The 22667-nt window shown below is 39.1% G+C and carries 23 protein-coding genes; 13 read left to right on the forward strand and 10 right to left on the reverse strand.

All coding sequences use genetic code 11. The features are described 5' to 3' along the window. Positions 1–2: 2 nt before the first annotated feature. Entirely contained in the window at positions 3–1532 is a 1530-nt protein-coding gene (locus EAH57_RS11830; protein ID WP_121930222.1) for a hypothetical protein, read from the forward strand. A gap of 137 nt (positions 1533–1669) precedes the next feature. Here EAH57_RS11830 and EAH57_RS11835 read toward each other — a convergent pair whose 3' ends face one another. Together EAH57_RS11835 and rpiA are read right to left on the reverse strand one after the other, a co-directional pair. Further along, on the reverse strand, positions 1670–2365 hold the full coding sequence (locus tag EAH57_RS11835; RefSeq protein ID WP_121930223.1) for a SprT family zinc-dependent metalloprotease: 696 nt from the start codon (positions 2363–2365) through the stop codon (positions 1670–1672). Beyond that, positions 2365–3036 (reverse strand): ribose-5-phosphate isomerase RpiA, encoded by a 672-nt coding sequence (rpiA, locus tag EAH57_RS11840; RefSeq protein ID WP_121930224.1) that lies wholly within the window; start codon positions 3034–3036, stop codon positions 2365–2367. Before rpiA ends, EAH57_RS11835 begins: the two co-directional genes overlap by 1 nt. 98 nt (positions 3037–3134) lie before the next feature. Between rpiA and ilvA the strand changes: the two genes are divergently transcribed. The 3 genes from ilvA to EAH57_RS11855 all read left to right on the forward strand — a co-directional run bounded on the left by ilvA (position 3135) and on the right by EAH57_RS11855 (position 6835). Then, entirely contained in the window at positions 3135–4679 is a 1545-nt protein-coding gene (gene ilvA, locus EAH57_RS11845) for a threonine ammonia-lyase, biosynthetic (protein WP_171407456.1), read from the forward strand. 166 nt (positions 4680–4845) lie between these two features. Further along, positions 4846–5496, forward strand: coding sequence for a potassium channel family protein (locus EAH57_RS11850; protein ID WP_121930226.1), 651 nt, complete (start codon positions 4846–4848; stop codon positions 5494–5496). 1 nt (position 5497) lies between these two features. Then, positions 5498–6835: a TrkH family potassium uptake protein gene (locus tag EAH57_RS11855; RefSeq protein WP_121930227.1), complete on the forward strand. Its 1338-nt coding sequence runs from the start codon at positions 5498–5500 to the stop codon at positions 6833–6835. A 47-nt stretch (positions 6836–6882) separates the two neighbouring features. On the opposite strand, the gene EAH57_RS11860 is transcribed toward EAH57_RS11855, so the two are convergent. Next, on the reverse strand, positions 6883–8052 hold the full coding sequence (locus EAH57_RS11860; RefSeq protein ID WP_121930228.1) for a phospholipase A: 1170 nt from the start codon (positions 8050–8052) through the stop codon (positions 6883–6885). Between the two features lie 22 nt (positions 8053–8074). Then, on the reverse strand, positions 8075–11014 hold the full coding sequence (locus tag EAH57_RS11865; protein WP_121930229.1) for an insulinase family protein: 2940 nt from the start codon (positions 11012–11014) through the stop codon (positions 8075–8077). 659 nt (positions 11015–11673) lie between these two features. On the opposite strand from EAH57_RS11865, the gene EAH57_RS11875 reads away from it, so the two are divergent. The 8 genes from EAH57_RS11875 (at position 11674) to EAH57_RS11910 (ending at position 17484) form a co-directional block, all read left to right on the forward strand. Further along, positions 11674–12687 (forward strand): adenosine kinase, encoded by a 1014-nt coding sequence (locus tag EAH57_RS11875; protein WP_121930324.1) that lies wholly within the window; start codon positions 11674–11676, stop codon positions 12685–12687. A gap of 16 nt (positions 12688–12703) precedes the next feature. Beyond that, positions 12704–13012 (forward strand): Rieske (2Fe-2S) protein, encoded by a 309-nt coding sequence (locus tag EAH57_RS11880; RefSeq protein WP_121930323.1) that lies wholly within the window; start codon positions 12704–12706, stop codon positions 13010–13012. A 21-nt stretch (positions 13013–13033) separates the two neighbouring features. After that, positions 13034–13645, forward strand: coding sequence for an OB-fold-containig protein (locus tag EAH57_RS11885; protein ID WP_121930230.1), 612 nt, complete (start codon positions 13034–13036; stop codon positions 13643–13645). A 510-nt stretch (positions 13646–14155) separates the two neighbouring features. Further along, complete coding sequence (cydP, locus tag EAH57_RS11890) at positions 14156–14347, forward strand: cytochrome oxidase putative small subunit CydP (protein WP_034595018.1); 192 nt, start codon at positions 14156–14158, stop codon at positions 14345–14347. Next, positions 14347–15924: a cytochrome ubiquinol oxidase subunit I gene (locus EAH57_RS11895; protein ID WP_121930231.1), complete on the forward strand. Its 1578-nt coding sequence runs from the start codon at positions 14347–14349 to the stop codon at positions 15922–15924. Before cydP ends, EAH57_RS11895 begins: the two co-directional genes overlap by 1 nt. Next, positions 15921–17066 (forward strand): cytochrome d ubiquinol oxidase subunit II, encoded by a 1146-nt coding sequence (gene cydB, locus EAH57_RS11900; RefSeq protein ID WP_121930232.1) that lies wholly within the window; start codon positions 15921–15923, stop codon positions 17064–17066. Before EAH57_RS11895 ends, cydB begins: the two co-directional genes overlap by 4 nt. 15 nt (positions 17067–17081) lie before the next feature. After that, positions 17082–17186 (forward strand): cytochrome bd-I oxidase subunit CydX, encoded by a 105-nt coding sequence (gene cydX, locus EAH57_RS11905; protein WP_005080515.1) that lies wholly within the window; start codon positions 17082–17084, stop codon positions 17184–17186. Position 17187: 1 nt separating this feature from the next. Beyond that, positions 17188–17484 carry a cyd operon YbgE family protein gene (locus EAH57_RS11910; protein WP_121930233.1) on the forward strand — a complete coding sequence of 99 codons (297 nt, stop codon included), beginning with the start codon at positions 17188–17190 and terminating at the stop codon, positions 17482–17484. A 158-nt stretch (positions 17485–17642) separates the two neighbouring features. Here EAH57_RS11910 and EAH57_RS11915 read toward each other — a convergent pair whose 3' ends face one another. From EAH57_RS11915 to EAH57_RS11940, 6 genes are all read right to left on the reverse strand, one after another. Continuing rightward, entirely contained in the window at positions 17643–18197 is a 555-nt protein-coding gene (locus EAH57_RS11915; RefSeq protein WP_121930234.1) for a GNAT family N-acetyltransferase, read from the reverse strand. A 68-nt stretch (positions 18198–18265) separates the two neighbouring features. Further along, positions 18266–18946, reverse strand: coding sequence for a DUF2057 family protein (locus EAH57_RS11920; RefSeq protein WP_121930235.1), 681 nt, complete (start codon positions 18944–18946; stop codon positions 18266–18268). A gap of 229 nt (positions 18947–19175) precedes the next feature. Next, positions 19176–19772, reverse strand: coding sequence for a nitroreductase family protein (locus tag EAH57_RS11925; protein WP_121930236.1), 597 nt, complete (start codon positions 19770–19772; stop codon positions 19176–19178). Positions 19773–19956: 184 nt separating this feature from the next. Next, positions 19957–21081, reverse strand: a complete 1125-nt coding sequence (gene ftsY / locus EAH57_RS11930) for a signal recognition particle-docking protein FtsY (RefSeq protein ID WP_121930237.1) — start codon at positions 21079–21081, stop codon at positions 19957–19959. Between the two features lie 117 nt (positions 21082–21198). After that, positions 21199–21528, reverse strand: coding sequence for a hypothetical protein (locus tag EAH57_RS11935; protein WP_121930238.1), 330 nt, complete (start codon positions 21526–21528; stop codon positions 21199–21201). Positions 21529–21667: 139 nt separating this feature from the next. After that, the gene (locus EAH57_RS11940) at positions 21668–22027 is read right to left on the reverse strand and encodes a hypothetical protein (RefSeq protein ID WP_005197129.1); all 360 of its coding nucleotides are present in this window, start codon (positions 22025–22027) and stop codon (positions 21668–21670) included. Positions 22028–22268: 241 nt separating this feature from the next. On the opposite strand from EAH57_RS11940, the gene EAH57_RS11945 reads away from it, so the two are divergent. Next, positions 22269–22502 (forward strand): hypothetical protein, encoded by a 234-nt coding sequence (locus tag EAH57_RS11945; protein ID WP_004671340.1) that lies wholly within the window; start codon positions 22269–22271, stop codon positions 22500–22502. The last annotated feature ends 165 nt before the right edge of the window (positions 22503–22667 follow it).

The raw sequence follows: 22667 nt of genomic DNA on the forward strand, positions 1-22667 counted from the left end.
GAATGCCTTCTTTGATGTCAGAACAAAGATTACATCATCATATTTGCTTAGGGTTGAGTACACTTTTACTTAGTTCAGCTTTGATTGGTTGTGGTAGTGGTGAGAGTGAAGCACGTAAGAGTACTCCACCTGAAGAGATCGTAGCCCAAAAACCGAAAAACTTTAATATTAAAGTACCTGTCGAAATACGTGAAGTTGTTGTTAAAGTCTTTGATAACGTTGATGACCGATTAGTCTTAGAACAAAATTTTAGCACAACAACCGATTTATCGATCACCCTACCTGAAATCCTAAATAAAAACCGTTTATATCGAGTTGAATTAACGACTACGCCTAATTCTTTCATATACGATTTTCTGAGTGGTCAATATAAAAGAATTGATCTGACATTGCGAAGCTTAGTCAAAGTTGATGTGAGTGATTTAACTCAAACGATATTTATCAATCCCAGCAGCGAGGCAATTTATCAACGTGCCTTAGTTCGTTCAGGACAGTTGCCAAGTGATGAAAGCAACTACGCCATGACCGTCACAGCAGGACAGCTTGAACTTGCCACATCAGATGTTGAAACTGCGTTATTGAGTGCCTTCAAATATTTAAACATCACCAACGTGAATCCATCCAATATACTGCATGTATTCTCACCACAAAGTTCCAATATAAATTCTGGATTATATTTAAATACCTACCTGAGTTTTGGTTACTTACAGCAATGGGCAAATGTATATCCTGATAGTGACTTAGGGGAGTTCTCTAAAAATTTAGCCATTGATTTAAGAGATGGCTATCTAGATGCAAAAAAAATCCGTGGTGATCAAGACCCTTTGACATCTTTGGTGCTCACGACACCAGATAATATCGACCCTGCCAAGAACAACATCATCGGTATAACGAATAACCAAAAAAACACAAGAGAACAATACGCTGCTTCATTAAAGCAAGCGGTGTTGCAACTCGCAGATTCTTATCAACAAAAAATTTCCAACCCGACTCATTATGCGCGATTGCAACAGCGAAACTATTCGGGTGTTGTACCAACAGTCAATCCATCTACACCGCACAATGTTCGTGTCACTGGTGCGGGGGATTACCGTCGAGCTGTTGGTTTTTCAGATACAACCGCAACTTGCAATGGTTCAATTTACCCATGCAAACAAGGGATTACAGGGATAAATATCATTAATCATAGCTCACCTTCTATTGAATATTTGATTGGCCGCTATCAAGATAATAGTCAAGATTGCCAACTTAATATTCGTGCCGATGGATGGCTGGAACTAACCAAAAACAATCAGACATTTCGATCAAAATTGGATGGTGACAGTACAGATAATCTATTACAGGTTGATAAAGAAAATCATGAATATCTATTAAATAGTAGTTCACCAGAACCAACTAATAACAATTCACAATATCAATTTGTGCAAGTAAATATTAAAGCCAATCAAGTACTGAGCGCCAGCGCTGGTTTTGATGCTCACAAAGCACCCGATCAATTGCAAAACACACAGCTTCAATGTAATTTTAATTAGCAAAAACCCTCATCCAACAGGCAACCGAATAAATATTCATTTGCCTGCTTGATGATCTTAATTATTTAAGTAGTAACAATGTGCCAAATTTAAAATAAGCTTGGCGTATTCGTAATGGTTGATCTTCAATCCTTAACTTAGATCTTTTTATGATACCAATGCGGTAGCTGTATCTGCTTTAACTGCCTACGATGCTCTAGATAATTGTGATCGTGTTTAGCCACCTCACTCCAAAATGCAGCACTATGATCAAAATGTTTGGTATGCGCTAATTCATGTACACACACCGCTCGCACATTAGATTCAGGCATCAATACCAACGCTGCATTTAACATGATGTCATGTTTTGAACTGCAACTCCCCCAGCGTGTTTTGGGTTTTCGGACTGCACACGCTTGGTAAGGCAAGCCAATTTCTCGGCTGACTTGATTTAAATATTCAGGTAAAAATTGTTTTGCATAAGCCAATACAGCCGCTTGTAAAGCAGCTTCAGGTTGTTGGTTCCGTATAAATAATTGGTGTTGCTCCCAATCGAACTTAAAAATATAGCGCTGCTGTTGCTGAATAATATGAAAGGGTTGTGAATGGAAAAACAAATATAACGCTTCGGGAAAATCATTCCCTCGATTTAATTGTTGCTGCTGTTTTGACCAAGTGTCGACTAGCCATTGTTCTGACTGTTTCAAAAATTGTTGAATTTGGATTTTCGTACAAAATGGAGGAACAGTGAGACGTATACCCGTTGGCTCAACACGCAAGCGCAAATTTCTTGCCCTTGCATGTCGAACCACTTTAACTTCAGGTAGTAACGCTTCCAAAGAAACTGATGGCATTATTGTGCGGTACGTTCTTCGATACCATGATCAGTTGCAACGATTGCGATACTCGCTGCATTTAAGGCAAAAATACCGTTTGTTACAACGCCCGGAATGTTATTGATGGTTTTTTCTAAATCAATGGCATTTAAGATATTTAGATTAAATACATCCAAAATCACGTTTCCATTGTCAGTTACAACACCTTCACGATAAGCAGGATCACCGCCTAAAGCGACGATTTTACGAGCGACTGCTGAACGTGCCATTGGAATAACTTCGATCGGTAATGGGAAATCACGTCCCAATTGATCCACCCATTTAGAGTCATCAACAATACACACAAATTTCTTTGCAATTGAGGCAACAATCTTTTCACGCGTCAAAGCAGCACCACCACCTTTGATCATATGCATGTGACGGTCGATTTCATCTGCACCATCGACATAAGCATCTAAACCACCCACTGAGTTCATATCAACAACTTCGATACCGAGTTTTTTTAATCGCTCCGCTGTTGCATTCGAACTTGCAACCGCCGCTTCAAGTTGCAGCTCAGGCAACAAATCGATAAGGAAATTAACCGTACTTCCTGTTCCTACGCCTAAAATGCCGCCTTTGGGTAAATGTTTTAAAGCGGCTTTTGCTGCTGCTTGTTTTTTTTCATCTTGGGTTGCATATAGACTCATGACTTCACTCAACTATTTTGACATTTGCTTTAAGAAAACAGCGCAAATGTACAGGGGTTTGCTACAATGACTCCCTATTTTAAACTGTTATAGGGAAGATGAACATGCTGTCTCGTGTGGTACGACAAATTTTACAAGCAACGGTTTACGATGTTGCGATTGAAACACCGCTTGAAGCAGCTCCCCGAATTAGTCAAAAAATCAATAATAACATTCGCTTTAAACGCGAAGACTTACAACCTGTGTTCTCTTTTAAACTCCGCGGTGCGTATAACCGCATCAGCCAGCTCCCAAAAGATCAATTAGATCGCGGGGTAATCTGTGCTTCTGCTGGCAACCATGCTCAAGGCGTTGCCTTGTCGGGTAAAAAACTCGGCATTCCTGCAATTATTGTGATGCCAATTACCACGCCAGATATTAAAGTCCAAGCCGTTAGAAACTTAGGCGGTCAAGTTGTTCTACATGGTGATAGCTTTGATGTTGCCAATAAATACGCAAAACAACGTGCTGAGACTGAAGGTCTAGTTTTTATTCCACCCTATGATGATGAACTCGTCATTGCAGGACAAGGCACCATTGCCAATGAGCTACTTCGTCAATGGCGTGATGTTGAGTATGTTTTTGTTGCTGTTGGCGGTGGCGGTTTAATCGCAGGTGTTGCAGCATATCTAGGTGAAGTCGCACCTCACGTCAAAGTTATAGGCGTGGAATATGAAGAATCGGCTTGTTTAAAAGCTGCACTTGAATCCAATGAACGTGTGATTTTACCGCATGTCGGTTTATTTGCAGATGGCACGGCGGTTGCACAGATTGGTGAGTTACCATTTGAAATGGTCAAACTACGTAAATCTGACAATTCAGGTCCAATTGTTGAACCAGATGTAGTGACCGTCGATACAGATGAAATTTGTGCAGCAATTAAAGACACCTATGACGAGAACCGCAGTATTGTTGAACCTTCTGGTGCAATGGCATTGGCAGGGATCAAGAAATATGTGGCTCAACATCATTTGACGAATAAAAATATGGTGTCGATTGTTTGTGGTGCAAACATGAATTTTGATCGCCTCCGCTATATTGCCGAGCGAACCGAGTTAGGTGAGCGCAAAGAAGCCATTTATGCAGTGACGATTCCTGAGCAGAAAGGCGCATTTTTACAATTCTGTCGTGCTTTACAGGGTCGCAATATTACTGAGTTTAACTATCGTGCCAGCAATAGCGGTCTAGCTCAGGTATTTGTTGGGATTAGCTTAAAAGGTGGTGAAATCGAACGCCATGAGATTCATGAATTGCTCAAACAACAATATGAAGTTGATGATTTATCTGATGATGAGGTCGCAAAGCTACATATCCGTTATCTGATCGGTGGACATGCAAATCTCGAAAATGAACGTTTATTCCGTGTCGAATTCCCTGAACGTCCAGGTGCTCTACTCACCTTTTTAGAGCGTTTAGGCCCAACCCATAACATTACGCTATTTCACTATCGTAATCATGGCGCTGCCGAAGGACGAGTACTGGTTGGTTTACAAGCCACTGATGCGAAGCAAAATCCGGATGGGCTGATTGAAACCTTAGAACAGATTACTTATCCATATGCGGAGATTACCAATAACATTGGATATCAACGTTTCTTGAAATAGAACAACTCGACAAAAAAGGATTGAACTCTATATTACGGAGCTCAATCCTTTTTTTGCCTCCCAAAATACCGATAATTTTATATTTCTAAAAAAAATTACACACACCCTTCTTAATTCTCAATAAAATGAATAAAAATATTTTCTGATCATTGGTTTAGGGGTAAGCATGGCACAGTTTGCAATTATTGGCTTAGGTAGTTTTGGTGCAACAGTTGCCTTAGAGCTGACTAAACTGAATCATGATGTTATTGGTATCGACACCCAAAAGCGGAATGTCGAGAATCTTGCAAATAAAATCACGCATGCCGTTATTGCAGATGCAACTGACGAGCATGTTCTTGATGAACTAAACGTACAAAATTGTGATGCTGTTGTGGTCGCGATTGGTGAGGATATTGAAGCCAGTATCCTTTGTGTGCTGAGCTTAAAGAATTTAGGAATCGATAAAATTTGGGTGAAAGCAAAGACCAAAGCACATCATACGATTCTTTCCCACCTGAATATCAATAAAATCATTCATCCTGAAGAAGATATGGGGGTTCGTGTAGCACAGGCGCTTAATTACCCAATGGTAAGCCGCTATATGGCATTAGATGATGATCACTTTATTATTAAAGTGCCGATTATAGATAAATTACATGGCATTAACTTATCAGGACTGATGAAGCTCGCGCCTCATGTAAAACTTTTATTGGTCAAACGTAATCATGAAATTTTTTACGAAACAGATTGTAATTTCACTTTGTATAGAGGCGATGTACTCATCCTTGAGGGATTATTGCCAAACCTAAAAAAACTGTCTGAGTGCTTCCAATAAAATGACAATCAATACAAAGGCACAAAAGATTTTTAATCTGAGTCCTCCATCCTTACTTGCGATTGGTTTCTTAAGTTTTATCTTGATTGGGACGATGTTATTAAAACTTCCTTTTGCGCATACGGGACAAGTTTCTTGGATGGATGCGTTATTCACAGCAACTTCTGCAGTGACCATTACAGGATTGTCTGTTGTCAATATTAGTGAAGCCTATACCCATTTTGGACAATTGATTATTTTGCTGATGATCCAATCTGGTGGGCTTGGGTTTATGACTTTTGCGATCTTGGCGGCACTCAGTTTGTCTCCCAAAGTCGGATTGCGACAACAAATGATGGCGCAAGAAAGTCTTGGTCAAACCAGCTTATCTAAAGTTACGTTTATCGCGAAAGGCGTTGTTGCCTACACGCTTTTCTTTGAATTGATTGGCGCGATATTATTGGCTACAACGTTCATTCCACTTTATGGCATTCCCAAAGGTATTTATTACTCTATTTTTTATAGTATATCAGCCTTTAACAATGCTGGCTTTTCTTTATTCGATAACGGTCTGACCAACTTTTACGGCAACTATTTCATTTGTATCACCATCAGCATCCTCTATATTTTAGGAGGGATTGGCTTTTTGGTATTGATGGACATTAAACAGAATAAAAAATGGCGCAAGCTCAGTCCAAACAGTAAATTGGTAATCAGTACAATCGTCATTATCAATATTATTGCTTTTATCGCCATTTGGTTACTTGAAGCACGTAACCCTATGACTTTGGGCAATATGAGCTTGGGAGAGCAAGCGGTCAACTCATGGTTTCAAGCCACTGTCCCACGTTCTTCAGGCTTTAATACACTTGATACAGGCTCGATGAATAACAGCACAACGCTATTGACCATGTTATTGATGTTTATTGGTGGTGGTTCACTCAGTACTGCCGGTGGTATCAAAGTTGGAACGTTTGTAATCTTGGTTTTATGTGTTGTCGCTTTCCTGAGGCGGAATGACGAGATTCGCATCTTTAATCACGCAATTTCGCATGAAAGTACTTATAAGGCACTGGCTGTAGCATCCATTACAGGCATGTTAATTTTTATAGGTGGCTTCATTATACTCATCTTAGAACCTGAGTTAGATGTTCTAGATCTGATGTTTGAGGTGTTGTCTGCGGCTTGTACTGTAGGACTTTCCAGAGGCGTGACGGGCGAACTACATGACGGTAGTCTATTAATGCTGTGCTTGCTCATGTTTACTGGGCGGCTTGGTCCGCTGACTTTGGCCTATTTAATTGCAACACCGAAAAAGAGCCGTTTAAAACACCCTCCAGCCAACATTCAAATTGGATAATAAAAAAGCAGATGAAATCATCTGCTTTTTTATGGACTCAAATTAGCTTAATACAAGTTCATCAAGGATACGCCTAAACCCACATAGGTCGCACGGTGATTATAATCAATCAAGCTCTCACCATAACCATCAAAAATCTGAAAATGTCCACGCAGCTTATCTTTGATCGGAAATGCCCAGTCAAACTGCACAGCGCCATTGGAACGATCACCACCTTTCAGTGAATGACGTAACATCAAAGAAAAATCATTTTGCTTATGTCGATAAAAAGCAGTTAAATCACCACGCCCGATGTAATCCTTAATATCTGGATTATTATCATCTTTAGCATCTTCTTCGACACGGTACCAAGGGCGCAACATCAATGCGAAATTATCTTTTTCAAATCCGAAATTAAAAATCACACGATTCCAACTACGAGATAATGGATCAGAACGACCATTTGATTGATGATTTAAAGTCACACCAAGTAAACGTGCGTTTAAACCCAACACATTGTAATTGGTTCTAAACATGAGGCTGGCTTCAGGCTCATAATTAGTCTCACGGAAAGGCCTAGACTCCTCTGAGTTATAAACCTGCCAACGTGAAGACTGGGTATATCCCACCCAAAGATCGCCATTGTTACCAAAAATATTTTCCCAAGCTTTGGTCTTTAATGAGATTTGAAACTTCGCCTCTGCTGACGTTAAGTCCTGTTTCTCTTCCACCGTGTTTTGCGGATTTGGGCTATTCGGAAACTCATTTTTATTGCTGGTCCAAAAAACTGGCAGTAAATAGACCGGTTGATAGGCCCGAATATTCCAGACACCTAATTTACTTTCTTCAGAAAGTTCCCAACGACGATCTAATAAAGAAACATTCGGGTCAAACTTTGGCGCAGCACCTAAGATATGCAAGTCACTCACCTTTTGAACCACTTTATCTCTAAATGACTCAGGTTGACTGGCTTCACTCGCACGTTCAACAACCACTGGACTTGCTGCAAGAACAGGCTCAACGACTGGTGTTTCTGGCTGAATAATCGTTGGCGCTTTAAACAAACGATCATAACAAGCGAGTCGATCCGCATTTGAAGCCAACGCCACACACGCCTCAGCTGTGGCTGGGCTTATTGGAGCAAACTCTTGCGCGTTTGCGAACGAAGCGGTCAAAGAACCAAGTATTACAAATATACTTGGCTCAAAATAGCCACGCTCAAAAGATTTGAACGCCATACATATCTCCAGTCTTTATTTTTTAATTAACCTGTTGAATCTCAAAGCCAAGTTTCTGCAGTTCATCACGCTTAGCAAAAGGTGCTACTACTGCTTTTACTGGTTTCTGCTCAAGCAAATATTGTTTCGCTACACGTTGTAAATCTTCGAGAGTTACATTGAGTAAACGCTCACGCAACAATTTACGGAATGTAGGTGTTCGAGCATGTAATAATGAATAGCAAGCGGTAATCGCTTCGCCAGCAGGTGAACCAGGTTTATCCATACTCGAAACCAATCCCAAAATCGCTTCTTCGAGTTGGTATGCTTGCTGTTCAGTATTGAATAACCATTGTACGCTTGCTTCAAAATCATTAAAAGTTTCAGCTAAACGTGGATCACGATAGCTGAAGAAACGGAATGAACAAGCATTGCCATCGTAACTCGCCCCACCACCGTATGCCCCACCTTTTTCACGGATTGCACTATGCAAGAACCCATTACGTAGGTACGCTGCCAAGACCATTAATGGTGCTGCATCAGAGTGTGCCACATCTACGGCTTGATAAGCAGATGCACAAAACTGAACATTGGTTTGAATCAACCATGCTTCATCTGTATTGGTATTCACCTGTTCAACTTGGGTTAAAGTTACAGGGGTCTGATCAACTTCTAATTTATCCCAAACATTTTGGATTTCTTCAACTAAACGATCAGACTGATGTTCTTCACACACCAATAAGAACTGCTTAGGCGCTTGTAAAAGTTGGCGATGAATGGCTTTTAATTCTTCAATCAATGCTTGATAAGCCGTGTCATCTTGATCAATTTTAGTCACTAAATCACTGAGCCAATTTAACGCACCTAGGCCTGTATTATGATAATCACGACGTGCCAAAGCACTCATTTGACGTGAAGCAGCTTGCATTGCATAACTGTGACCAGAACCAGACAAACGTGATTGCCAACGAGTTTTGCGTTGCTGCAATAACTCAATGATACGATCTTTCTCATCGAAACGTAGTTTTTCAAAAGCTAACTTTAATAGCTGGATCGTATCTAATTTTTGTGTGAGTGATTTGGTGGTTAAAGTTAACCAAGCACTGATGCGATCTTTATCATCAACCTTACTGCGCAATGATGCGCCCATGCCTAAGCCGCCACTCACCGCAGTTTGGATTTGTTGAAACTCGAGATAATCGTATTCGCCAGCACCAACTTCACCCATCAAAATAGAGAGTAAGTTGAAATAAGGTGACTGTACGATTTCATCAGGCACTTGAATTAATACCTGTTGATAATAAATCCCGTTCGTCCCCGCATGATATAGATTCAATGGCATATCTGAACGATTAATGATAATTTCACGCAATTGGCCCTGCACGATCTGTAAATCAGCGGGCACATCTTCCAGACCAACTTTTGGCAGCAATTCTAAATTATCAGGCGTATCTTGGCGTTTTTTCAGCGCTTCAGTTTTCTCTTGAATTTCAATTTTCTGAGCATCAGTAAGATTTGCAGTGATTTCAGCTAAACGTGCTTGTTCAGCCTCTTGCTCTTTTACAGATTTAGTTGCATCAGGCACCAATGTCATTTGGACACGATGAGGATTATCTAACAAATGTGTTTGAATCAAGTTGGATAAGCACATTGGGTCTTTCAACTCTTCTTTGACTTGTTCAATCGCTGCATCCACATCCCAAACATGAATTGGATCCGTGTGATGAATCGCACAACCCAAACCATTCAAGATCAAACTTAAGCCATAAGGTGTACCATCACCATTGATTTCACGTTGATGCAATTCAATTTGATGAAGAATAGCATCAACCAAATCTGTATCTATCGGTTTAGATGCAACATCTTTTAGAATATCTAATACGCCATTTTTAAAGGTATCAGCATGTTCAGCATTTGAACCTTGAATGCCGCAATAAAAGGTCATTTCAAAATTACTATCATCTACACCCATGATTGGGCCAGTTGATTGAGCATAACCACAGGTTTCTAAGTAATGACGTAATGGAGAAGCTGAGTTTTCTAATAAAATCCCTTCAACCAAACGCATCCCTAAACGGAGTTTGATATCACTGGTTTCAGGCAACAACCATGACATAACATGATAGGTTTTATCTTTTAAATCTTCACTATCGACCGCATAGCTTTCAGTCACTTCAACTGGCGCTGCTAAACGTTGCTCAGGTGTTGAATATAGGGTCGTACCCTGAGAAAACTTATGCAGTGCTAATTTTTCAAACTGCTCTTGTAGGTCATAAGCACTTTGATTGCCAAAAGTCATAAATACGGCATTGCTCGGATGATAATGCGTTTTATAGAAATCAACGAGCTGCTCGTAACTTAAATCTGGAATGTCTTTCGGATCACCACCAGAGTTGTAGTGATAAGTGGTCTTTGGAAATAAATGATGTGCCAGTTGATGATAAAGCTGATCTGTAGGAGAACTCATTGCCCCTTTCATTTCATTGAAGACCACGCCTTTATAAACAGCTTGATCATTTTCAAGCTCTATACGAATACCTTCTTGAGCAAAGTCTAAAGGATTTAAATTCGCGGCAAATGCAGCATCCAAATACACTGACAATAAGTTTTGAAAGTCTTTTTTATTCTGAGTCGCAAATGGATATGCAGTCCAATCTGCGGCAGTAAACGCATTCATAAAGGTATTGAGTGAACGGCGAATCATTAAAAAGAATGGGTCACGTACAGGAAACTTTTCAGAGCCACACAAAGCAGTATGCTCTAAGATATGTGCCGCACCTTTTGAATCCATGGGTTGTGTTCTAAAAGCGACTAAGAACACATTTTCATCATGCTCTGTTGCCAAATGGTAATGAACCGCACCTGTCACTTTATGTTTGTATTCTGAAACGTGAATATCGAGTGCTTCTACATGGTGTTGACGTAATAGCTGAAACGCAGGGTGAATAGTTTGAGTAATGCTTTCAGAAACATCTACAGTCATGTGATCTCCAATTTATCTATTTAAATAACGACGATTGATAGTACAGAGTCTACCGAAGAATACCTATGGATATCCATGTAAATTACTCTATATTTGTAGAAAAATTCAGCGAGTAATCTAAACAGCGTCACATAGAAATCTTTCTAAAATTCGTATGAGGCAAAGCAACCTTCTCATATCTCATCATTTGATAAAAATGAGCTACATTTTCAGTATCCGTAAACAATTGCAGCTCATTAAAATAAGCCCGTGCATATCGCTCGATAGAGGATGAATATAAGAATGACGTATGCGCCCCACTTTATTTACATCATAGTCATCATATGGGTTCTGATTAAGCCCACAAAATGGCAATCAAACGATTCTGTTCATATTCAGCGAATAAAGCTTCACCCAACTGATTAAAACAATTTTCACCATTTTGAAAATCACACTTCAGCCTTTCTAAAAACCTAAAACCTTCAATTTTGAAGACTCAATGAGGGCATCAAGCTGTACTGGTAAATCTAAAACATTTTCAATCCTTAACTAATCCAATGTAACCATTTATTCCCTTCTTTCATCTTAATCCATTCAACACCTGAATTTTTTTCAACAAACTACAGTAATCCTGAGCATTGGTGTAAACTTTAGTTTTTGATTTTACTGTGATGACAAACATGGCGACTGTTGATCTTTTTGCAATTGGAAATGCGCTCATTGACCAAGAATTTAAAGTTTCAAATGAGTTTTTAACTCAACAAGCATTGCAAAAAGGTACGATGCAGTTGGCTGATGGTGATACCCAAGCGGCTTTATATCAAAAATTACAAGATACACAGACCTATAAGGGTCAAGCCAGTGGTGGTTCAGCAGCTAATACAACGGTTGCATTCAGTGCATTAGGAAGTACAGCTTTTTATGGGTGTCGCGTTGGGAATGATGAATTAGGCTCAATTTACCTAAAAGGTTTAAATGACGCTGGCATCAAAACAGCCATACAATCCATCAGTGAAGGCGTAACAGGTACTTGTATGGTACTGATTAGCCCTGATTCAGAACGCACCATGCACACCTATCTCGGCATTACTGCTGAATTAACGGCTGAACAAATTGACTTTGAACCATTAAAAACGGCGAAATGGCTATATATCGAAGGATATTTATCGACCAGTGATACTGCACGCAAAGCAGTAAAACAAGCGCGAGAAATAGCAAAATCACATGGCGTTAAAATCGCACTATCGCTTTCCGATCCTGCGATGGTGCAATACGCACGTCAAGGTTTAGAAGAACTATTGGATGATGGCGTTGACTTATTGTTCTGTAACGAACAAGAAGCATTGATGTTTACCAATACAGAAAATCTGAGTGATGCAATTGACGTATTAAAATTAAATAATCAACATATCGTCATTACCCAAGGTGCAAACGGCGCAATGATTATTGATCCTGCACAGCAGTTCCATGTCGCTGGTCGTCATGTTGATGCCGTGGATGCGAATGGTGCTGGTGATGCATTTGCAGGTGCATTTTTATATGCAATCAATGCAGGTTTAAGCTTAGAAGCCGCAGCTCAACTCGCGATCTTGATTTCAAGTGAAGTTGTTGCCCAATTTGGACCTCGTTTAGCCGTCGAAAACTACGCTAAACTATTTGAGCAATTTAAAACATCGCAACAGGAATGTGCTTAACATGGAAAAGATTTGCATGACTGAGGAAGTCCCTGAACGTGAGTCTCGTGCATACGATACTTTAAAAGGAACGACCATTTTCGTTACTCAAAAAGATGGCAACTTTTACGCCTATCAAAATGTTTGTCCGCATTTGCAAACAGAGCTTGAATATTTAGAAAATCAGTTTTTAGATCAAGATCGTGAATATATTCAATGCTCTACTCATGGTGCCTTGTTTTCGGTAGAAACAGGCGAATGTATTTCTGGACCATGTCTAGGTGACTTTCTTGAAAAAGTAAACTTGGAAGTCCACTCCGATGGTGGTATTTATATCATTGATTGATACCTAAGCTAGAATTCTGCGATGACTGAGTTTTTTTTTAATTACTACCTAATGCCATTTCACATGAGCGTGGTTGCTTTAATTTTGCTCAGCATTGCAGAAACGATTGGGATTCTGATTGGTTTACGACCAAGTTCTTTAGTAAAAAAATTTACACCTGAATGGATTTTAAACTCACCGCTATTAGACGTTAAATTTTCTAAATATTTAATCGTCGTGTTTTTACTGATTAATTTTAGTTTTGCGGGTTATTTTCTCGAACTTTCTTTCTTTGCTATTCAGCATTATTTCATTTCCCCTTACTACCTCTTTATACCGGCATTAATCATCGATATATTTTTTACGGTATTTATGATCCATTGCTTAGATCAAGTGATCAAGCCAAAAGTCAATCATACCCACGCCAATCTTGTTGGCCGTTTAGCCACAATTTCCACAGGGAATGCACGTCCTGGGTTTTCTGCACAAGCACGTGTTCGTGATGAATTTGGACAACTTTACTATGTTCAAGTTGAGCCAGAATATGGTGAATTAGAACTTCAATCCCAAGTGCTCCTCATCAGCCAAAAATCCAATGCATATTATCTCGCAAAAAAAATATCGATTTCAAATAAACTGTTTACCCCTGATTAAGTTCGAGCTTAGATCTAATTTTTACAAAAAATTACAATAAAGCCACTTAAAAATAATGCTCTCGCCTACTCGTTTTAAATTCAAGTTTGAGCAAAATAAAAAAACGAAATGAATCACATTTACGTTAACAAATCCAGACTAAAACACTTGGTTCTAATGGCTATTTAATCTAAATATTTTTTATATAAATCTATAGATTCGCAACTATATGTAAATATTATATATATTTAATTCATACCATTTCAATCGACTTTAAAACAGGGAAATAAAAATTAAAACCAACCATTTTAATTTGATTTTATTTTTTAATTTTAAGCAATTTAGTCGGATTTAAAGCACAGAAAACAAAGTATTTTAGTTGGTTAATAAAATTATTTATACAAATAAATTTAAATTATTGATTTAAAATACAATTAATTCAAAAAACCCATCAAAACCTCATAAATTTTATTTTCAATGCATTTTAATTAATAATAAAAGAATCTCCCATTTAATATGAAATGCAGTTCTATGAACACAATTTCAAATGATCAAAATCGGCGATTAATTCGAGAAATAACGATCATTCTTATTATTAAAGTAATCCTTCTCTTGGTCATTAAACACATTTGGTTTGATGCACCAACGATTCCAAAAGATTTTAACAATCAAGTTGCCGAGCGTATTACAGGCAATCCATCTAACACTCAGGAGACACGTTGATGATTTCTGAAAGCGTGGTCGATCTTTCGCGGTTCCAGTTTGCAATGACTGCGATGTATCACTTTCTTTTCGTTCCGCTGACTTTAGGTCTCGCATTTATTCTTGCCATCATGGAAACCACCTATGTGATTTCAGGCAAAGAAATTTATAAAGACATGACCAAGTTTTGGGGAAAACTCTTTGGGATTAACTTTGCTTTGGGTGTCACCACTGGTTTAACCATGGAATTCCAGTTCGGTACCAACTGGGCTTATTACTCGCACTATGTCGGCGATATCTTCGGTGCACCGCTCGCAATTGAAGGCTTAATGGCATTTTTCCTTGAATCAACCTTTATTGGCTTGTTCTTTTTTGGTTGGGATCGACTCTCTAAATTTCAGCATTTAGGTGTAACGTGGCTGGTTGCGATTGGTTCAAACATGTCAGCTTTATGGATTCTGATTGCCAATGCTTGGATGCAAAACCCAGTCGGTGCAGCATTTAACTATGAAACCATGCGAATGGAATTGGTAGATTTTGGTGCGTTGATATTCAACCCAGTTGCGCAGGTCAAATTTGTGCATACCGTTTCGGCTGGCTATGTCACAGGTGCAATTTTTGTTCTCGCAATCTCAAGCTATTACTTGTTAAAGAAACGTGACTTACCCTTTGCACGTCGCTCTTTCGCTATTGCAGCAATCTTCGGTTTGGCATCAACATTCTCTGTTATTTTACTGGGTGATGAATCAGGTTATGAACTCGGTGATGTGCAAAAAACCAAACTCGCTGCAATTGAAGCAGAATGGCACACTGAACCAGCTCCAGCAGCATTTACCTTATTTGGTATTCCTAACCAAAAAGAAATGCGTACCGACTATGCGATTAAAATTCCTTATGCAATGGGGCTGATCGCAACTCGATCAACGGATAAACAAGTCACTGGCTTACATGATTTGATGAAAGAACATGAAGTCCGTATTCGTAATGGTATGGTGGCATACAGTGAGTTAGAAAAACTGCGTGCTGGTGATCGCTCTCCAGAGTTACTCGCGTCATTTGAGAAAAATCAAAAAGACTTGGGTTATGGTCTTTTATTGAAAAAATATTCTCCAAACGTGGTGGATGCGACTGAAGCCCACATTCAAGCTGCAACCAAAGATACCATTCCAAACGTAGCAGCATTATTTTTCTCTTTCCGTGCCATGGTCGCGTCTGGCTTCCTGATGCTCATACTCTTCCTTTTAGCAACTTGGGCGGTTGCCAAACGCAATGCCGAAGACAAACCTTGGTTGCTCAAATTTGCGTTATTTTCGCTTCCACTCCCATGGATCGCAGCGCAAACAGGTTGGTATGTGGCTGAAGGTGGTCGTCAACCATGGTCTATTGGTGAGATTTTACCAACTCATTTATCGGCTTCGAGTGTCAGTGCTGGCGATGTGTGGGGATCAATTATCGCGCTTGCGGCGTTCTATACCGTACTACTTATTATTGAAATGTACCTAATGATCAAGTTTGCGCGTCTAGGCCCAAGCTCTTTGCACACTGGTAAATATCACTTTGAAAAACTAGAAGCAGAAACAGTGGAGGCTCAACCATGATCGAATATGAATTACTAAAAATTATCTGGTGGATATTGGTTGGTGTTTTACTGATCGGCTTTGCCCTCACCGATGGTTTTGATATGGGTTCAATGGCACTGATGCCATTTGTAGGTAAAACTGATTCTGAACGTCGTGCCGCAATTAACACAATCGCACCACATTGGGATGGTAACCAAGTTTGGTTTATTACTGCGGGTGGTGCACTGTTTGCAGCATGGCCAATGGTCTATGCCGTTGCCTTCTCTGGTATGTATTGGGCACTACTTCTGGTCCTCTTTGCGCTTTTTCTACGACCTGTAGGATTTGACTATCGCTCCAAATTAGAAAATACCCAGTGGCGTAACGCTTGGGATTGGGGGCTATGTATCGGTGGTGCTGTTCCTGCACTTGTCTTTGGTGTTGCATTTGGAAATCTATTTCTAGGCTTACCCTTCGGTTTGGATGATACGTTACGCTCGCAATACACGGGAAGCTTCTTTGCGCTGCTCAACCCATTTGCTTTGATTTGTGGTGTTGTAAGCCTATCTATGCTTTGCGCGCACGGCGGTGCATGGTTAATGTTGCGAACAGATGGAGCGCTCTATCAACGCTCTGCTAAAGCGACACAAATCATGGCAGCTATCTTCCTTATTTGCTTCTTAGCAGCTGGTGCTTGGTTATTCTTCGGAAATATTGAAGGTTATAGCTATGCCACAGTGGTCGATACGAATATTGCACTGAACCCGCTTGCAAAAGAAGTGCTGACCAATGCCAATCACGGTTGGCTGAATAACTATACGATTTTTCCAATCACAATTGCTGCACCAATTGCAGCAATTTTAGGTGCCGTATTTGTGATTCTAAGTGCGACCAAACATAAAGCAGCCTTAAGTTTCACTGGCACGAGCTTAATGATTGTCGGTGCAATCTTAACTGCGGGCTTTGCATTATTTCCATTCTTATTGCCATCAAACATAGATCCTGTTTCAAGCTTGACCATGTGGGATGCGGTTTCGAGTCATAAAACACTCGGTGTGATGACTGTTGCTGCATGTATTTTTGTTCCTCTCATTTTGATTTACACCTCTTGGTCTTATTACAAAATGTGGGGTGTCATCACCAACAAACACATTGAAGAAAACTCACATAGTTTGTATTAATCAAGGAGATGTGAAATGTGGTATTTTGCGTGGATTCTAGGCATTTTGATGGCATGTTTCGCAGGTGTACTTAGCGCACTGTATATCGAACATCATCAAAATTTAGATGAGGAATCATAAAATGGCGAAAGCAATGGCAACACCGAAGAATAGTAAAGCTCAAGTGCTTGCAATGACCGTTTCGTTTTTGTTGGCATTGCCCCTTGCTACTATTTTATTGGTACATCCATCACTGATGCTCGATGCGAACGGACACTATAATCATAGGTTACTCATGTTAGTAATGATTGGTATCTCAGGGGGCTTCATTCATGGCGTTGGGTTTAAACCAATATTCTGGTTATGGAAATGGTTATTCAGTCCTTATATCGCATGGCCCTTAATGGTTTTAGGTTATTTTCTTTGGATCGGTAATTAATTCTGCAAAATCATAAAAAAGGAAGCAAATTTGCTTCCTTTTTTTGATATAAATTCCCAAGTAATCTTTAAAAATATTTCACGCACGTCTAAATACCACTATATTGTCATTACAATGGAATGATTTTTAATAGACATCCTATCAAAACATTTGAATCGTTAAAATTTTCTTGATGATTTTTCGTATATATTTCTAGTTATTACTTTTTCCAATTCAATCAATTGAGTTGCTATGAGGGGTTGCCCAACACCTGCCTCTATCGGATAAGATTCCTTTCGTCCAGTCACTTGATATCCACGTCGCCGATAATAAGCAATAAGTTCAGAGCGTACATCTAATACATACATCATCAAACTCACAACTTCAGGATAATACTCCTCCACGTATTCCTCTACAAAATGAAGCATCTCACGCCCATATCCTAAGTTTTGCACCGTAGGATCTATCGCAAAGGTGCCAATTTCAACTCTCGTTTTATCAAAGGTTAACCCTATACAGGCAATAATCTCTCCAAGTTCATTTTCAGCAACAAACAACTCAAATAAAGTCTGTTCTAATTCGTAATTTAATTGTTGTTTGGTAATGCGATGACCAGCAATAAAATATTTTTCTGTTGTCCAGCTACGACTTGATTCGCTTCTATAGGCGATGTTAATTAATGCAACAAGCTGTTCTAAGTCATCATTTTTTACTTTTCTAATATTTAAAGGCATTTCTATTCTATTTCGGACATTCAATATAAAACCGATGATAACATCGGTTTTATAAAACAATGAATAAGTTAGTTGCTTTGACCAGCTAACCAAGCCATAAACTTTTGACGTTCTGCTTTAGAAGCTTGCTGCCACAGCTCAACCAATTGTTGGTCTGTCGTTTTCACTGCACCCACCGAGGCAGCTGTTGTTACAGCGACAGGTGCGCTGGCAACGGCTACTTGTTTTTTACCCGTAACTGGTGCTGGTTGATTTGCCGTATTGTTCTTATTTTTTTGGGTCAGATCCAAAGTACGACTTAATAAATTATTACCTGAGAACCAAGGTTTTGCTTCATTATTTGCACCCGTTTGCTGTACGACGAGTTGTTTATTTTGGTCATAGAGTGCAACTGTCGGCTGTTCAGCGTATTTTTTTGCAGCTTCAAAATCTTTTGGTGCATTGACCAGAGCTAAACGATAGCTTTGATTATCCTTTAAGTTTTGGGCTTGAATGGTAACTACACCAGATTTGACGATGTCATGCTCACCAGTTAAATGCTCAAAATACTCACGGTAACGAACATTAACAGTTAAATCACCAGCATCAACTTGATAGTTATTTTTACTTGAAGGAAGTATTCCTGAATTCACTTCTTGGCCATTTACAGCCAGAATCACAATTTCTTCAGGTGCAGTGATCGTAACCGCTGAAAAGACTGAACCACTGAATAATAACCCGAAAGCCGCAATACCAACTCTTAAAGACATTAGACTCTTCTCGATATAAACTATTTATGAAATCGTATGCACTATGCTACGAGATTGTGACTATTTTATGACAATAAGCCGAACTATCTATCCTAACGATTCGACTTATTAAGATATATACCCATTTTTCATACTAAAGACCATACTGCTTTTGGCGAATTTTGCTGTTTTTCTTATTACAACAAAAAGAGCACATGACGTGCTCTTTTTAGTTAACAACAATTTAAACTTAATTAAAAGTTTTAAAACGAACGGCATCATCCATATACGTTTTTTCGCCTGCTGGAGCTTCAATTGAACCAAAGACCAGCTGAGCGCGTAATTTCCAATTTGCTGGAATATCAAAAGTTTCAGCAACTTCAGCATCTACGATTGGATTGTAGTGTTGTAAAGAAGCACCTACACCGATTTCAGCCAATGCCGTCCAAGTCGCGAATTGAGCAATCGCACTTGAATGTTCAGACCATACTGGGAAGTTATCTGCGTACAACGCAAACTGCTCTTGCAAACCTTTTACAACGTCTTGATCTTCGTAAAATAGTGCTGTACCAAAACCAGCCGCAAAGCTATCAATTTTTGCACTTGTATTTGCAAATGCATCTGCAGGAACCATTTTGCGCAAAGTTTCGCGAACGATTTCCCAAAATTTGCTATGAGACTCGCCATATAGAGTAACAACACGTGAGGTTTGTGAGTTAAATGAAGAAGGACTTTGTTTTACTGCTTCACGAATTGTTTCTTCAATGGTTGCTTGATCAACTGAAACGTTTTTACCAATTGCATAGATTGTACGACGTGTTTTGATACTATTTAAAAAGTTACTCATGTTGTTATTCCTACCTATACCTGAAGGGAGTTATCTTGGATTGAGGTCAGTGTATAACGCTGCTTTTTTTAAGCATAGCCCTAAAAATACGACATATCGTTCTATTTTTGAGACATGTTTTTTATTGGTTAAAAAAAACTCCACTTCAATATGACGAAATGGAGTTTTCTTAATCATTGATAATTTATTTTTCTGTTTCAAATAATGCAGCTACAAATGACTTTGCTGAGAAAGGACGTAAATCATCGATTTTTTCACCCACACCAATATAACGAATTGGCACATGAGTCCGGCTAGCGATATTGAATAACACACCACCTTTCGCTGTACCATCCAACTTGGTAATCGTAATACCCGTCAAACCTACTGCTTCATCAAATAATTGCACTTGATTAATCGCATTTTGACCAGTGCCCGCATCTACAATTAACATGATTTCATGTGGCGCAGTCGCATCAATCTTTTGCATCACACGCTTCACTTTCTTAAGTTCTTCCATTAGGTGTGATTTGTTTTGCAAACGACCAGCGGTGTCGGCAATTAAAACATCCATTCCTTTGGCACGTGCACTTTCAAAAGCATCAAAAATCACGGAGGCGCTGTCTGCACCATTGCCTTGAGCAACCACAGGGATGTCATTACGCTCACCCCAAATTTGCAATTGCTCAGTAGCCGCAGCTCGGAAGGTATCGCCTGCCGCAAGCATGACTTTTTTGCCTTCACCTTGTAAACGTTTCGCAAGCTTACCGATCGTTGTGGTTTTACCCACCCCATTTACGCCGACCATTAAAATTACATAAGGTGATTTGTTTGGATCGATATGCAATGGTTTTACACGTGGAGCAAGTAAAGCGACCAATTCTTCTTGCAATGCTTTATATAATGCATTTGAGTAAATCAAATCACCACGTGCAGTTCGTTCAGTCAGGTTTGCAATAATCGTTTTAGTCGCATCAACACCAATATCAGCAACAAGTAATTGCTCTTCAACTTCTTCTAATAACTCATCATCAATTTCTTTGCCACCAATAAGAATATTGACCATCCCATCTGTAAAACTACGACGGGTTTTGGTCAAACCATCTTTCATACGACCAAAGAAACCACCAGCCTTTTGTTGATCATCATGCTCAGGTTCAGATGCTGATTCTGATGTTTCAATAACGGGTGTTGTTTCAACTTGAGTCTGCAGTGGACTCGATTCAATAATTGGAACATCGACAGCAGGTAAACTCGGCAATGTGACATCATCATCGCCGATATCAGCATTTATCAAGAATTTATTTTGCATATTCGATTGCTGTTGCATGTCGATTCCTTGAGAAAAAAGCAGCTTTTTAGAAGATGGCCAGTCTAGCATAAAATCCTATTTTTTTCTGACCAAGCCCAAGCATTCAGTTATTAATGAAAATCAATCAGCCAAAACTTATTCATCTTCTTTGGCCATTGCTGGGTACTGTCTAATTCGATTGGATTCAAATTGATAGGCATTTAAAAGTTTCAGATACTCTAGACGGCGAACTTGATGTTGTTGCAATACATTCTCAGCCATATTTTGAGTTCTTGGAAGGCTTGCTTGTTCTGAAAGTCGAATGATTTGCTGATACTGAAATGTATTAATCGGACGCTGCAACGCACTATACGCAAGTAGAAAAATAGACAATAAAATAAGACTAACCAAAATATTGTAAAATTGGTCTAATTTAAATCCAAGTCTGGATTGCAAGACTTTATGTTTAGAAATGATAGACAACATAACCTACCTCTGAGTTATGAAGTAGTGTATGTGTCTGATTCGCTCAGAACAAGTATCAAGTTTAATGATCTTTCACAGACGATTGCGTTATAGGCTGTTTTTCCACCAATAACGCAATTTTAAAAAGAGATCAAAAAACTTATGCCATGAGTGTTCGAACAAAAGCAAAGTATAGAATCAGTGCAATAATCGCCAAGCTAATAAAGATTGCAAACATCCCTACACCGTTTTCAGCATCCGCTGGATGTAATTCATCATCGTCAGCGATACGCATCAGCTCTCCATTATAAATTTCATAAAAGCGATCTTTTTGCTCAGGCGTCAAACGAATTGCAAAATCATAAACGCGTTTACGCTGTGCAAGACAATAGTCACCCAAATGAATTTCTTGATGAAATACTGCTTCATCAAGCAACTTACGATGGTAATGAGCCAAAGCAATAATTTGGTTTTCTGATGGTGGAATATCAAAGCTTAAACCATCTATGATAGCTGACATGTTATTCTCCTTTTCTTTTATTTTCACTTTGATTTTACTTAAAATTACTTGTTCACAGTGTTTAATCGTGTAAGCTTTTATTTAAACAAAGCGAATAAACGTAAAAGCGAGTTAAATATTTGACAATTCCATTAATTTTGTCATAATAACTTCACAATACAATGTTAAATTAGCTTAAATTCAGAGCAATGTAGCTTTGAATAGAATATGCGGTAATCATAATTAAAATAAGGAGTTATATATGATTCAACATTTTACACAACATGAACTAGAACATGTTTATGCAAACGCGGTAAATACAATCCAGTCGCAAAAAAACTTTCTAGATGCCGTGAAAGAGCTTGAACAAGTTGCACAAGCAGGTCACGGGAAAGCGGCATTATTTTTAGCAGAGTTGTACTATCAAGGTTTTCGAGTCGAACGTGACTCCCTGAAAGCCCAGTATTGGCAGAAGATGGCAACCTTACAAGCATGATAAAACGTCCTTGCGCTACATCAAAGCTTTAATCGCTTTGATCTGCTCAGGTGGCGTTTTTTAATACCTATACTAAATAAAAATATTATTCCCTGAATACTACGCGTTTTGCTTATCTTGCGCTGCCACAAAGCTTTAGTCGCTTTGGTTTACTCAGGTGACGTT

This window comes from Acinetobacter sp. 2JN-4 (genome assembly GCF_003687745.1).
Lineage (GTDB): Bacteria > Pseudomonadota > Gammaproteobacteria > Pseudomonadales > Moraxellaceae > Acinetobacter > Acinetobacter halotolerans.

Coding starts and splice junctions, on each gene's coding strand:
- EAH57_RS11910 (WP_121930233.1), top strand. CDS start 17,188: ATGGCGAAAGCAATGGCAACACCGAAGAATAGTAAAGCTCAAGTGCTT.
- EAH57_RS11920 (WP_121930235.1), bottom strand. CDS start 18,946: ATGTCTTTAAGAGTTGGTATTGCGGCTTTCGGGTTATTATTCAGTGGT.
- EAH57_RS11830 (WP_121930222.1), top strand. CDS start 3: ATGCCTTCTTTGATGTCAGAACAAAGATTACATCATCATATTTGCTTA.
- EAH57_RS11880 (WP_121930323.1), top strand. CDS start 12,704: ATGACTGAGGAAGTCCCTGAACGTGAGTCTCGTGCATACGATACTTTA.
- EAH57_RS11850 (WP_121930226.1), top strand. CDS start 4,846: ATGGCACAGTTTGCAATTATTGGCTTAGGTAGTTTTGGTGCAACAGTT.
- ftsY (WP_121930237.1), bottom strand. CDS start 21,081: ATGCAACAGCAATCGAATATGCAAAATAAATTCTTGATAAATGCTGAT.
- EAH57_RS11865 (WP_121930229.1), bottom strand. CDS start 11,014: ATGACTGTAGATGTTTCTGAAAGCATTACTCAAACTATTCACCCTGCG.
- cydP (WP_034595018.1), top strand. CDS start 14,156: ATGAACACAATTTCAAATGATCAAAATCGGCGATTAATTCGAGAAATA.
- EAH57_RS11935 (WP_121930238.1), bottom strand. CDS start 21,528: ATGTTGTCTATCATTTCTAAACATAAAGTCTTGCAATCCAGACTTGGA.
- ilvA (WP_171407456.1), top strand. CDS start 3,135: ATGAACATGCTGTCTCGTGTGGTACGACAAATTTTACAAGCAACGGTT.
- EAH57_RS11860 (WP_121930228.1), bottom strand. CDS start 8,052: ATGGCGTTCAAATCTTTTGAGCGTGGCTATTTTGAGCCAAGTATATTT.
- EAH57_RS11885 (WP_121930230.1), top strand. CDS start 13,034: ATGACTGAGTTTTTTTTTAATTACTACCTAATGCCATTTCACATGAGC.
- EAH57_RS11915 (WP_121930234.1), bottom strand. CDS start 18,197: ATGCCTTTAAATATTAGAAAAGTAAAAAATGATGACTTAGAACAGCTT.
- EAH57_RS11895 (WP_121930231.1), top strand. CDS start 14,347: ATGATTTCTGAAAGCGTGGTCGATCTTTCGCGGTTCCAGTTTGCAATG.
- EAH57_RS11855 (WP_121930227.1), top strand. CDS start 5,498: ATGACAATCAATACAAAGGCACAAAAGATTTTTAATCTGAGTCCTCCA.
- cydX (WP_005080515.1), top strand. CDS start 17,082: ATGTGGTATTTTGCGTGGATTCTAGGCATTTTGATGGCATGTTTCGCA.
- EAH57_RS11835 (WP_121930223.1), bottom strand. CDS start 2,365: ATGCCATCAGTTTCTTTGGAAGCGTTACTACCTGAAGTTAAAGTGGTT.
- EAH57_RS11940 (WP_005197129.1), bottom strand. CDS start 22,027: ATGTCAGCTATCATAGATGGTTTAAGCTTTGATATTCCACCATCAGAA.
- rpiA (WP_121930224.1), bottom strand. CDS start 3,036: ATGAGTCTATATGCAACCCAAGATGAAAAAAAACAAGCAGCAGCAAAA.
- EAH57_RS11945 (WP_004671340.1), top strand. CDS start 22,269: ATGATTCAACATTTTACACAACATGAACTAGAACATGTTTATGCAAAC.
- cydB (WP_121930232.1), top strand. CDS start 15,921: ATGATCGAATATGAATTACTAAAAATTATCTGGTGGATATTGGTTGGT.
- EAH57_RS11875 (WP_121930324.1), top strand. CDS start 11,674: ATGGCGACTGTTGATCTTTTTGCAATTGGAAATGCGCTCATTGACCAA.
- EAH57_RS11925 (WP_121930236.1), bottom strand. CDS start 19,772: ATGAGTAACTTTTTAAATAGTATCAAAACACGTCGTACAATCTATGCA.